We start from the raw sequence: 11,689 nt of genomic DNA on the forward strand, positions 1-11,689 counted from the left end.
TAGTTTTTATCTAATAAGCAAGTCAGCTGGTAAGCACAACCTTTAGCCATAAAGGGTAGGGCATATTAAATTTGTGCACTATCTTTTACATTGAGCTAGTCTTTGTTTGGGGTTGCGTACTATACTGTCAATCAACTTTATTTCATCACTTCTCGTTGTTAGGAAAATGCCATTATCATGTCTACTGAGTCATCCAACTATCGCTCTTTTATAGCTTTACCATTGACGCTTGCAGTGTCAACCCTCCTTATCAGTGCGTGTAGTAATACATCAGCGGTGAAAAAGACGGGGGCAACTGGCAGCACAGCTGTGGTGACTAAGCGTCCTACCGCGCAAACCCAGCCAACAGGAAATGCAGATTATTCAACCGCATTTTTGGATGCCGAAAGCTTAGATGAGCTTGCTGATTTATTAGAAGCCACCGACATGACCATGGTTGAAGGCAATAAACTTGCTATTCAGCAATATGGTGATTTATGGAATCGTCTGCGCGCAGGCTACCGTATGAATGGTGGACGACCAGTTTATAATCAGCGTATTGAAGGGCAAAAAGGCTGGTTTACCAGTAGACAGGATTATCTAAATCGTTTGACAGCGCGTGCCAGTCGCTATCTATACCACACCGTGCGAGAAGCTGAGCGTCGTAATATCCCCACCGAGCTTGCCTTGCTACCTGTAATTGAAAGCTCCTATGATCCAAGCGGTACTAGTAGTGCTGCTGCAGCAGGTTTATGGCAGTTTATTCCAAGTACGGGGCGCATCTACGGTCTTAATCAAAGCAGCACTTACGATGGTCGCCGTGATGTCATCGAGTCCACCCGTGCCGCTTATGACTTTTTGACCGCATTACATAACCAGTTTGGCTCATGGGAGCTGGCATTGGCCGCTTATAATGCCGGTCCTGGTCGTGTACAAAAGGCGATCGATGCTAATAGAGCCCAAGGTCTACCGACTGACTATTGGTCGCTTAGATTGCCAACAGAGACTATGAACTATGTACCGCGCTTTTTGGCAGTTGCCGAAATCGTCGCCAAGCCTGAGCAATATGGTGTTTATCTGCCCGCTATTGCCAACCGTCAGCATTTTCGTAGTGTGCCTGTTAACTATGGCGTCAGCTTAGCCGAAGTGTCGCAAGTCACCGGTGTTAGCTATGATGAGCTAGAAAGATTAAATACGGCGTTAACCTCAGCACGTATCGACGCATCAGGTCCACAGCGTATTATTATCCCTAATGATGTCAGTCTCACGACAGATGCGAAGCTAAGTGCGTTAAGAGGCAACGGCAGTAGCAATATCCTTGCGTCGAATAATGCTGTTACGACGACCCCAAGCTACTCTGGGTCAACAACCCCAAGCTATAATAATAAGCCCTATACTGGCAGCACTTCATTGCCATCTACGGGTAAAGGGCTTGCAGATTATGCCGCAAGTGCCAGTGTACCGCAGCAAACCACCAGCTATATTCCCCCCTCGTCGTCAACGACTAGCAGCTCAGTTTATAGTAGCAGCGCCTCAGTACGGACAGAGCCGCCTTTAACCTCAGCTGAAACCAAAAGAATCAATGCTGAGCTAATTAGTAGTAATAGCTTGCCGACCACATCGGCGCAAATTACTCAAAACAATACCATCATTCAAGAGCCGCCACTAAGTAAAGCGGAGCGTGACTTTATTGCCAGTCAAATCCGCATTAGTACACCTGAAACCAATGTCGTTAATGCTGATGGTAATATCAATCTATCAGCTGTACAGACACAGCAATCTGTCCTAGAAGCGACAGGGAAAGAGAAAAAGCTGAGCTTCCCAAAAACCTCGGTTAGTAAGCCAAAACCTCAAGGCACACGTACCACTTATACGGTCAAACGTGGCGATACTTTGGCGAATATCGCCAGCCGCGCTGGTGTTAGCTGGCGTGATATTGCCGAATGGAATCAGATGGATGCCAGTGCCAAGCTGCTATCTGGTAGTACCTTGTATTTGTATAATGCTAAAACAATTACACCAATCAACAATGCTAGTGAAGCAAGTGTCAGCCAACCAGATAGTTATGTGGTACAAGGCGGCGATACGCTAATAGGTACTGCCAATCGTTTTGGCTTATCCGTTACGCAGCTAGCAAGTTACAATAATTTGAGTAGCCGTGCTGACCTATTAAGAGGTCAGAAACTATGGCTTATCCCAGGTAAGGTAACAGCGCCAGTCAGCACTCCTGCCGCGCCATCTACCAAAGCGAAGAAGTCATCTACTGCGACCAAAAACTATAAAGTCAAAGCGGGTGATGGCTTGATTGCACTTGCGCGTCAGTTTAATGTAACCACTGAGACATTGGCTAGCCTAAATGACATTGGCACGACAGATTCATTATATGTCGGTCAAACCTTAAAAGTACCTGCAAGCGTAGATTTTACTTCTAACAACGCACCTACGACTACACAGCAGCGCCCTGCTAGTAGCAACATCACAACCAAAGCCAACAGTTCAAGCTCAGCGCCAACCAGTAATTATAAAGTCAAATCAGGCGATACTTTGATTGGCATTGCCAACAGTGTTGGGGTGAGCGCAGAAGACATTGCAGCCGTAAACAGTAATTTTGATGCTAAAGCACGTTTGCAGCGTGGTCAAACCATTAAAGTTCCTGTATCAAAAGAGTTGGTTGATCGTCAGCTAAACGATGAGGCAGTCAGCTATAAGGTAAAATCAGGCGATACGTTGACGGGTGTAGCTCAGCGCTACAATATTGGCTTGAGTGATTTGGCAGCAGCCAATAACCTTAAGACCAATTCCAACTTGATACTTGGTCGTACGATCACCATTCCTGCAAAAGGTAGCGTGAGTGCTTCTGCTAGTAAGAGTGTGAGCTCGGTGAGTACAGAGACGACCAGCAAGGAAGAGAGCGCACCAGTTGTTAGTAGTAATAGTGGCAAAAAGCTTGGCAATACAGAAAGCTATAAGGTGCAGTCTGGCGATGGACTCATTGCCTTATCGCGTCGCTTTGGTGTTTCAGTTGAAGATTTGGCTGCTACCAATGATTTGTCGATCAAAGCTCAGTTACAACGTGGTCAAACCATTAAAGTACCAAAAGTAACGGTCAGCTATACGGTTGGCGCAGGAGACAGCTTGATCGGATTGGCACGTAAATATGACGTTTCAACCAAAGAGCTTGCAGATATGAATAACATTGCAGTCGATACGATGCTGCAACGCGGTCAACGCTTAACGGTGCCTAATCGCTAATTTGTTTGTATTAGTATCAATGCTGTCATAAAAAAGCTGCTCTTTAATAAGAGCAGCTTTTTTTATGGTGGTATCAAGGGTTAATCTCTCACTCTGATTAAACCGTGGCGGTTTTTATCGTTTCAAGATAGCTTCTGATATTACTGACATAATGCATCGCTTGACCATAACGGCTATTTGACGCTTGATTCTCAGATAGATAGGCATAAATATTTGCCCAGCTTTTATCATCAATGCCTTTTGCGCTTAGTTTACGCTGAATACCTTTGACCGCATTTGGGCCCATGTTATAAGCCGCCAGCGCAAACCAAATACGATCCGTTTTTGGCACATCAGCAAAGTCATCTTTCATCTGCTCTAAGTAACGAGCGCCGCCACCGATACTTTGGTAAGGATCAACCCGATCTGAGACGCCCATTGCCTTTGCTGTACTGTTGGTTAGCATCATAAGGCCACGCACACCGGTCGGAGAGACGGCGTTGGCATCTAAATGCGACTCTTGATAGCCTATAGCAACCAAAAGCTCCCAATCGTGATTATAGTTACGCGCTTGCTCTTCAAAGGAAGAGCGATAATCAGGCAGCTTTTCTGTCAGTGTGGTCTTAAAATGGTCTTGGCTATAGGCATCTTTTAATAAGTCTTGATTATAAAAGGCGGCAAGCTTTTGTGTGTTATCAAGCTTGATGCTATCACATAAAAAATAGCTGGCTTTTTGTGATAACGGATCACTGGCAGAATTAAACGTCCAGCTGACTTTGGGATGCAAGCCATTTTTGGTCAAACTGGCATCATAACCACAGCTGACATTAATAGATGACAAATTTAGCTGGCTTTTCAATTGAGTGCTGGCCGTGGTCAATGCCATATCCGCATCGCCTGATTGTAATGCCCTTAGCGCGGCTTCCTCATCGGCATAAGCTTTTAGGGTGACTTCTACCCCAAGCTCATCAGCATAGCTACGTACTAAATCGTAGCCAAAGCCATGTTGAAAACCATCGGTCGCAAAATAAGTGCTATCGCCTAGAACAGCGGCAATCGTCAAAGTTTTATCGAGCATGACGTGGTCATAAGCGGGTACTTGGGTATTCATGGTCGTCAAACTCTCAGCAGGGAGTGAGAGTAAGGCTATGCTTGAGATTTGCGCCAACTTCTTGGTTTTGGCAAAACGTGTTATTTTGATTGGTGTTATAGCTGGAACGATGTTACTTTTGGTGTTTAGCAAGCGTTTAGATGGACGCAATACATATGATATACGGCGTTTAGCCCCTCGCGCAGATGCTTTCGCACGATAAGTAATTCGCTGCATGGATGTCTCCTAGTTTTAGCCATCCTACTTACCACAAAAATGTACGCTCACCTCATGCTAAGAGCAGCATAGGTGATTGTGCATTTTAGATACTTTGACTGATAACCCTACAATCATGCAGTATTGACGCATGTATTGAGCATATCAGCCCTAGCATCTCGTTCAAATAGAGCCGTACAATCTTAATCTACAACCTTATCGCTCAAGGCTTAAGCGTATAAAACATCACTTAAAAATACTCTTGCTAAAAAAAGGCTGCAAGTCACCGTGAAGGGGCTTTAGATGATTCCTTCATCGATGATAGATGTGATTGTTGATTAAAAATATTTAAACGACACTACAAAACGTAGGTAAGGTCATGAATAAATTATTAGAAAAACATAGCATGAGTAAAGTATCAATATACTTAAACATCGTTATGCTGGTATCAAGGGCTTATTATTCTTAATTTATTTAGAATAAATGGCGATCGATAGCGTTTTTCTAGCAATAAAAAGAAGCAAGTTCGTCTATCTGATATTGAGGCTTATAAATGAGCCAATCAGACGCGTTTGCTGTCTCATTACTGCAGCACGAAAATAGAGTATACCGCGCTGTTAAAAGCGTATCATCGGTGATGATAGGGTACTAGTCACTGTCCAAAACTTTATTGAAAGATAAAATATAATAGGATTTTGGGCAGTGACTCTTATTTTAGTGCCATAACCGGAAGCTGTAATAATGGGAAGTCTCATGACAAGACGTTCTTTCTACAGGTAGTAATATGCAGATATTCATCCGATTATTCAAGTATAGTTAAGAAAATAGTGATAAAACTTAACAATAGTGCTATAGACGGTAAAAATTCAGGCTGTTTTTAGAAGCATAATTTCTATTTGGTGAATATATGTTTGTTTTATTGATGATAAAAACAAAAAAGGCAGGTAAAAAAATATGTTTATTTGCCTTTTTTATAGTCGATTCTCAATAAAACTGATACGTTATAATGCAACGCGGAACTGGGATAAATTTTTCTGGCATGCTGCGCCTAAGCCGACAGAGGCTGCGTAAAATTTATTCCAGTCCCGCTGTATCGTTTTAATACTGAATGCACTATAAGAAAAACTGAAGTTTTGCGGCTTAAGCAGGATTATCAATATCGATAAAGGTCACGGGTAAGTCAAATTGCTGTGCAACAAGTTTGCCAAGTGCCTCAATACCGCCGCGTTCTGTCGCATGATGGCCACAGGCAAAATAATCAATGCCAAGTTCACGGGCGATATGAGTGGTACGCTCTGATATCTCCCCTGAAATAAACGCATCACAGCCCATCAATGCCGCTTGCTCAATCATATCTTGTGCGCCGCCTGTACAGAGTCCAACTCGTTCGATTAATTTATCACTGGTACTAGTATGAGTTTTATAATCAGCGGCAATATGTAAGGGTATGCGCCCTAATGCTTGAGTAATCTGAGTGATAAGGCTTTGAGCGGTCTGCGGTATACAAGTAGCAATATTACCAACCGGATGTGTTTCAGCTGGATAAAGTGCGCCGATGATGGTCATGTCTAATAACTCAGCCAGCTTAGCGTTGTTACCAATGATAGGGTGGGCGTCAAGCGGTAGATGATAACCGATCATAGAGATACCATGCTGCATAAGCTTACGAATACGTTGACCCTTCATACCAGTCAATGGAGCAGGTTCACCTTTCCAAAAATAGCCATGATGCACCATGATTGCTTCAGCGTGATCAGCAATGGCAGCGTCGATTAGCGCATCACAAGCCGTCACACCAGTGATAATACGCTGAATAGGCTGCCCGCCATCTACTTGTAGACCATTTGGTGCATAATCTTTAAAAGCATTCGCTGATAAATAATCATCGCAAAATTCAGTTAAAGATTGGGCGGTAAGGTGGGTATTCGATGATGCGGTAAGAATATCGTGTGTGCTCATGGGCTTCCTTTATACATATACAGGTTTCAATGGATGATTATCTTGGCTCAATCATCTATAAATAATGAATGGTTTCTTATAATCGTCATTTTAACATGATGCGGCAAGAGAATAGACAAGCCCAATAACTGAAACGGTACACGATGCGCTACCATTGTATTATGAGGACAGCTATAATTTACCTAGGTGGAAGTGCCTCATATTAAGGCGTGCGCTTGATATGGCTCATTACCGATTGTCTAGGTGAAATAATAGAGGTTTTTTATATGTCGTCATCCCCGAATGCCAATAACAAGGCTGGTCTAGTAAAATGGTTGCCTTGGATTTTACTGTTGGTGGTCACTGCCACCTTTATTTGGTTATTTGCGAGTATGAAGACAGCATCAGAGGCAAAATGGGAGCCACCAAGGACCACCCCCGCTGAGCAGCAAGCTTCTGAGCCAGTATCAGACACACCCACACCTATTGCCTCATATCATAATGGCGTGGCTCGCGCCTCACAGTCGGTGGTCAATATCTATACCACGCAGACGATGGCAGAGCACCCCTATATGAACGATCCGGTATTACGCCGGTTTTTTGAGTTCCATGGTGGACCATCAGAAGAGCAGGGCAATACCAATCTAGGCTCAGGCGTTATCGTATCAGATGATGGTTATATCGTTACCAATGCCCATGTGATTGAAAAAGCCGATGAAATTACCGTTGCTTTTAATGACGGTCGCAAAAGCCGTGCGAAATTAATTGGTACGGATCCAGACAGCGATTTGGCAGTAATTAAAGTCGATATGACCGGTCTGACTCCGCTCGGTTTCCGCGAAAAACCAACGCGGGTGGGCGATGTGGCACTAGCGATTGGTAATCCGTTTGGGGTTGGTCAAACAGTGACTCAAGGTATTATTTCAGCGACCGGACGTACAGGGCTTGGGGTCAATAAGTTTGAAGACTTTATTCAGACCGATGCTGCTATCAATCCGGGTAACTCAGGCGGTGCCTTGGTTGATGCTCGCGGTGAGCTGATTGGTATCAATACCGCTATCTACTCGCGCTCTGGTGGCTCTATGGGTATTGGCTTTGCCATTCCTACCGCTATCGTAGAACAGGTGATGAATGCGCTGATTAAAGATGGTAAGGTCAGTCGAGGCTGGCTCGGTATTGAGATACAGTCACAACTGCGTGATCCTACACAGCTTGAATCGTCAACAGGCGTTGAAGTACTTAATGTCGTCCCTAAAAGCCCAGCTGCTAAGAGCGGTCTAAAAGTTGGTGATATTGTCTTGACCATTGATGGGGTTGAGATGACAGATGCCAATACCTTAATCCAGTATGTTGCACGTAAAGCGCCTAATACCACGCTGCACGCGCAAATATTGCGTCAAGGTAAGAACGCGCAAGTGAAGATATTATTAGAAGAGCGTCCGGTTGAAGAACCCGTCACCGTGCCCGTTGTGATTCAAGATGAGACGCTTGGCGGTGCGCAGCCTCCAACGCTACAAGCACCAGAACAAAATGTCCCTATGATGTCAGAGGCTGAACGTGACCGTATGCGTGAAGAGCTGTTGTTATTGTTCGAAAGAGACGGTGCTCCTTTATAAATTATAAAAAAGTGCGTTACTGATATCTCTGTTCTCTAAGCCTAACCACAAAAAGCGCGCTATCCATAAGATAGCGCGCTTTTTTATTGAGACTTGAATAAAGGCTTTATGAGCTTAGCAGCTACTTCTCTATCAGCTCATGATTGACATAAATGACGCCTTGTACTCTACAGCAGCAGGGTAGGATCTCATCTTTTTCAATCATAGCTAGGGGTTCAAACGGATAATCAATAACATGTGAGCTGGCAATATGCTTGATTCGGCAGCTGCCACAATAGCCCTCCTTACACTGATAATTGATATCATGTCCGGTGCGCAGTAGTCCATCAAGTAGGCTTTCATCGTCATGCAAGTAAAATTGCTTCTTACTCGTCATTACCCAAGTCATAGTCTTATCCTGTTTGTTTCCCTAGCATTTTTTGCTGTCTTTTATGCTGTCTCTAAAGCTCAAAGTCATCAAAATCGCTGTCTGATAAATCTGAATCAATCTGACCGACCAAGTATGAGCTGATCTCCGTCTCTTGCGGCGCAACTTGGACGTTATCAGATGACAACCACGTATTGATCCACGGGATCGGATTTGATTTTGAGTTCGGGAATGCCACTGGCAAGCCAACCGCTTCCATACGTAAGTTGGTAATATATTCGATATATTGGCAAAGAATGTCTTTATTTAGACCAATCATTGAGCCATCTTTAAATAGATAACCTGCCCATTCTTTTTCTTGCTCAGCCGCTTTACGGAATATCTCAATGCTTTCTTCATAGCATTCTTTGGCAATCTCAACCATCTCTGGATCATCACGACCGATACGCATAAGGTTTAGAATATGCTGCGTACCCGTTAAATGCAGCGCCTCATCACGAGCGATTAGCTTAATGATCTTAGCATTACCTTCCATCAGCTTACGCTCAGCAAAGGCAAATGAGCAGGCAAACGATACATAAAAACGAATGGCTTCTAAGACGTTAACCGCCATTAAGCATAAATATAGCTGCTTTTTCAGCGATTTTAAGCTAACGGTCACTTCTTTACCATTGATGGTATGCGTGCCTTCGCCATACATATTGTATAGTGATGAGTTGTAATACAAGTCATCGTAGTACTTGGCGATGTCGGCGGCGCGTCCTAAGATGTGCTCGTTTTGCATGATGTCATCAAAGACGATACCCGGATCATTGACGATATTACGGATGATATGAGTATAGCTGCGCGAATGAATGGTCTCAGAAAACGTCCATGTCTCAATCCATGTCTCAAGCTCAGGGATAGAAACCAATGGCAATAGCACGACGTTTGGGCTACGACCTTGGATAGAGTCGAGCAAGGTCTGATATTTTAGGTTACTGATAAAGATATGCTGCTCGTGTGACGATAGATTGCCATAATCCATACGATCACGTGACACATCAACTTCTTCTGGACGCCAAAAGAACGACAATTGCTTTTCAATCAACTGCTCAAAGATAGGGTGCTTTTGTTGGTCGTAACGTGCTACGTTGACCGGATTACCAAAAAACATCGGCTCTGTTAGCGCATTGTTTGGCGTCTGGGAAAAAATCGAATATGTCATCGTGCTACCTTTATAAGTTATACAAATGGTTAATCTAAAATTGGCTCTGCTATTTTTAAAATACGCTCGTTACTATATCCGCAATGATAGCTTATAAATTTTCTAATGCTATCTGTGTCTGTTCATGTCCGTCATTCATATAGGCTTTAAATATCTCGCTCAGCTCACTATCGTCCAATCCTTCTAGCTCATCGATAGCGCTCTTACGCAGCGTACTCAAGTCCACCTCTGCGGCTTTCTGTACTGGTTTTTTTGGCGGCTTCTTGATTGACTTTTTTGCTGGTCTTGGCGCATCCACCTTCGCCACTTCGCTGCTACTTAACTGCTGACGAACCTCTTCAATATCGACTGTGACTTGGACTATATGTGAGCCACCATCATTTAGGTCTGAAAATACGTTAGGGATAAACAAACCACCGTCTTTGATGATTGCGGTATATTGCACGTCTATGACCTCCGTCATTTTTATTCTGTCTGTTTCTATTATGGTTGGCGCGACATAAGGCTTTCATATACCTTATTGTTTTCTCTCTTGCCGACTGCTAGCACGTATACAACGATGACATCATCTTTGACGGTGTAAACCAGACGATAGCCTATGGTGCGTAGTTTGATTTTATAGGCGTCTGTATGTCCTGATAGTCTTAACGCAGGCACACGAGGGTTTTCTAGTCGCTGCTGTAATTTTTTCTTAAACTGCTGCTGAATACTGGGTGCTAACTTTTTCCATTCTTTTAATGCTAAAGGGTGAAACTCAAGATCATAAGTCATCCAATGTTACCTTTATAGGTATTTGACCATCATTCATCCGTGCACTAACCGTTTGGCTTAATGCCATATCATCCATCGCTTCCATCATACGCTCATACATATCTGTCGATACTAAGTAAGCCACGGGTTTATTGTGGTTTAAAATAGCAATAGACTCACCATCCGACTGTTTAATTAGTGCCGAAGGGTTGGTCTTTAACTCTGAGATACTGGCTGTCTGTGTCGCAAATATTGGTTGCATGATTCATTCTCCGCTAATATTAGGCTCTAAATATAGGGCTAATTTTAGCACGAAAATTAGGTCTTAATTGTTAATCTATATATTTTGTAGGGTGCGTCTCGCGCACCGTTAAACTAGCCACGGTTTTTAGGGTTTAAAGTTTCAGGAAATAAATCACCAATAGAGCCTTTCTTTGGATAAGCTTTATTTACAGAATACATAAATTCTTCCCAGTTATCAGATGCTCTCATTAAGCCAATTACAGCATGCAAATGCATTTCAAGTGCTTTTCTTCCTTGATTTTCTGATAAATGTTGATGGTCCCTATGTTTGGCAAGGCCTTTTTCATCTCTTGGGTTGAGTGTTTTTAGCTCATTAACTAAACCAACTGCCATTCGATCGTAAACTATATCGTTAGTATAGGTACCAACAACACCAGGTCTATTAAATGTGCTCCACTTCCAATCTTTTAATCTAAATATTTGCTCATAAAACTCATCGGGGAATGTTTTAGTCCATGCAAGAAGATCTTTAGTAATATAAAAATTGAGAATTTCTTGTAAAGCTTCTGCCTTACGAATATTTTGATAACCAGTAGCCTCATCTACTAATGCAACGATACCAACTTTAGCTAAAGATCTGATAATAATTGAGGCTTGCATAGCAGTGTCTTTCTGGTTTTTGTATGTTACTGCACCTGCTTCATCGGCTAATATATATAGCTCACAAACCAATGGGATAATTATGGCATCAAAGCCTTGAAAACTTTTACCGTTTTCATCTTGGTAAAATATTTTTTCTTTTACTTCGTTAAGTTCATCAGAAATAAATGGTTGTAAATTTTTAGCATCCATAAAAGAGGGGGTGTCAGGTAAACGTGCGTTACCTCGTACTTCTCTACCCAAAGCTTTAAAAACATCTGAATGCTTAATTATTCTTCGACCATCACTAAGAACGGCACATTCTAATTCTGCATCGGCAATTTTTATTGTGCCTGTATATTCTGAAACGAGCATAAAAAGTCCTTTTTATGTTAGCTGATATAGCAAGAAAC

General features: G+C 42.9%; 10 protein-coding genes. 2 read left to right on the forward strand and 8 right to left on the reverse strand.

Annotated elements, in window-relative coordinates; all coding sequences use genetic code 11:
* The first annotated feature begins 177 nt into the window (after nt 1-177).
* A complete protein-coding gene (locus tag ABYU67_RS01765; protein WP_372843290.1) occupies nt 178-3,231 on the forward strand; it encodes a LysM peptidoglycan-binding domain-containing protein in 3,054 nt (1,017 codons plus the stop codon).
* Nucleotides 3,232-3,328: 97 nt separating this feature from the next.
* Here ABYU67_RS01765 and ABYU67_RS01770 read toward each other — a convergent pair whose 3' ends face one another.
* Nucleotides 3,329-4,537 carry a transglycosylase SLT domain-containing protein gene (locus ABYU67_RS01770; protein WP_372843292.1) on the reverse strand — a complete coding sequence of 403 codons (1,209 nt, stop codon included), beginning with the start codon at nt 4,535-4,537 and terminating at the stop codon, nt 3,329-3,331.
* 1,119 nt (nt 4,538-5,656) lie between these two features.
* Nucleotides 5,657-6,475, reverse strand: a complete 819-nt coding sequence (locus tag ABYU67_RS01775; RefSeq protein WP_372843294.1) for a Nif3-like dinuclear metal center hexameric protein — start codon at nt 6,473-6,475, stop codon at nt 5,657-5,659.
* Between the two features lie 266 nt (nt 6,476-6,741).
* Here ABYU67_RS01775 and ABYU67_RS01780 point away from each other — a divergent pair, with 266 nt between their 5' ends.
* Nucleotides 6,742-8,070 carry a S1C family serine protease gene (locus tag ABYU67_RS01780; RefSeq protein WP_372843296.1) on the forward strand — a complete coding sequence of 443 codons (1,329 nt, stop codon included), beginning with the start codon at nt 6,742-6,744 and terminating at the stop codon, nt 8,068-8,070.
* A gap of 121 nt (nt 8,071-8,191) precedes the next feature.
* Here the strand turns inward: ABYU67_RS01780 and yfaE are convergent, their stop codons facing one another.
* The 6 genes from yfaE to ABYU67_RS01810 all read right to left on the reverse strand — a co-directional run bounded on the left by yfaE (nt 8,192) and on the right by ABYU67_RS01810 (nt 11,651).
* On the reverse strand, nt 8,192-8,458 hold the full coding sequence (gene yfaE / locus ABYU67_RS01785; protein ID WP_372843298.1) for a class I ribonucleotide reductase maintenance protein YfaE: 267 nt from the start codon (nt 8,456-8,458) through the stop codon (nt 8,192-8,194).
* Between the two features lie 52 nt (nt 8,459-8,510).
* The gene (gene nrdB / locus ABYU67_RS01790; protein WP_372843299.1) at nt 8,511-9,644 is read right to left on the reverse strand and encodes a class Ia ribonucleoside-diphosphate reductase subunit beta; all 1,134 of its coding nucleotides are present in this window, start codon (nt 9,642-9,644) and stop codon (nt 8,511-8,513) included.
* A 91-nt stretch (nt 9,645-9,735) separates the two neighbouring features.
* Nucleotides 9,736-10,089, reverse strand: coding sequence for a hypothetical protein (locus tag ABYU67_RS01795; RefSeq protein WP_372843300.1), 354 nt, complete (start codon nt 10,087-10,089; stop codon nt 9,736-9,738).
* Between the two features lie 38 nt (nt 10,090-10,127).
* Complete coding sequence (locus tag ABYU67_RS01800; protein ID WP_372843301.1) at nt 10,128-10,415, reverse strand: type II toxin-antitoxin system RelE/ParE family toxin; 288 nt, start codon at nt 10,413-10,415, stop codon at nt 10,128-10,130.
* Complete coding sequence (locus ABYU67_RS01805) at nt 10,405-10,656, reverse strand: type II toxin-antitoxin system Phd/YefM family antitoxin (RefSeq protein WP_372843302.1); 252 nt, start codon at nt 10,654-10,656, stop codon at nt 10,405-10,407. The genes ABYU67_RS01800 and ABYU67_RS01805 overlap by 11 nt, the downstream gene beginning before the upstream one ends.
* A 113-nt stretch (nt 10,657-10,769) precedes the next feature.
* The gene (locus ABYU67_RS01810) at nt 10,770-11,651 is read right to left on the reverse strand and encodes a P63C domain-containing protein (RefSeq protein ID WP_372843303.1); all 882 of its coding nucleotides are present in this window, start codon (nt 11,649-11,651) and stop codon (nt 10,770-10,772) included.
* Between the last annotated feature and the right edge of the window lie 38 nt (nt 11,652-11,689).

The organism is Psychrobacter sp. (assembly GCF_041554015.1).
Classification (GTDB): Bacteria; Pseudomonadota; Gammaproteobacteria; order Pseudomonadales; family Moraxellaceae; genus Psychrobacter.

Excerpts from the sequence above, each read along its gene's own strand:
- ABYU67_RS01810 (WP_372843303.1), bottom strand. The coding sequence starts at position 11,651 with ATGCTCGTTTCAGAATATACAGGCACAATAAAAATTGCCGATGCAGAA.
- ABYU67_RS01775 (WP_372843294.1), bottom strand. The coding sequence starts at position 6,475 with ATGAGCACACACGATATTCTTACCGCATCATCGAATACCCACCTTACC.
- ABYU67_RS01780 (WP_372843296.1), top strand. The coding sequence starts at position 6,742 with ATGTCGTCATCCCCGAATGCCAATAACAAGGCTGGTCTAGTAAAATGG.
- ABYU67_RS01800 (WP_372843301.1), bottom strand. The coding sequence starts at position 10,415 with ATGACTTATGATCTTGAGTTTCACCCTTTAGCATTAAAAGAATGGAAA.
- nrdB (WP_372843299.1), bottom strand. The coding sequence starts at position 9,644 with ATGACATATTCGATTTTTTCCCAGACGCCAAACAATGCGCTAACAGAG.
- yfaE (WP_372843298.1), bottom strand. The coding sequence starts at position 8,458 with ATGACTTGGGTAATGACGAGTAAGAAGCAATTTTACTTGCATGACGAT.
- ABYU67_RS01805 (WP_372843302.1), bottom strand. The coding sequence starts at position 10,656 with ATGCAACCAATATTTGCGACACAGACAGCCAGTATCTCAGAGTTAAAG.
- ABYU67_RS01765 (WP_372843290.1), top strand. The coding sequence starts at position 178 with ATGTCTACTGAGTCATCCAACTATCGCTCTTTTATAGCTTTACCATTG.
- ABYU67_RS01770 (WP_372843292.1), bottom strand. The coding sequence starts at position 4,537 with ATGCAGCGAATTACTTATCGTGCGAAAGCATCTGCGCGAGGGGCTAAA.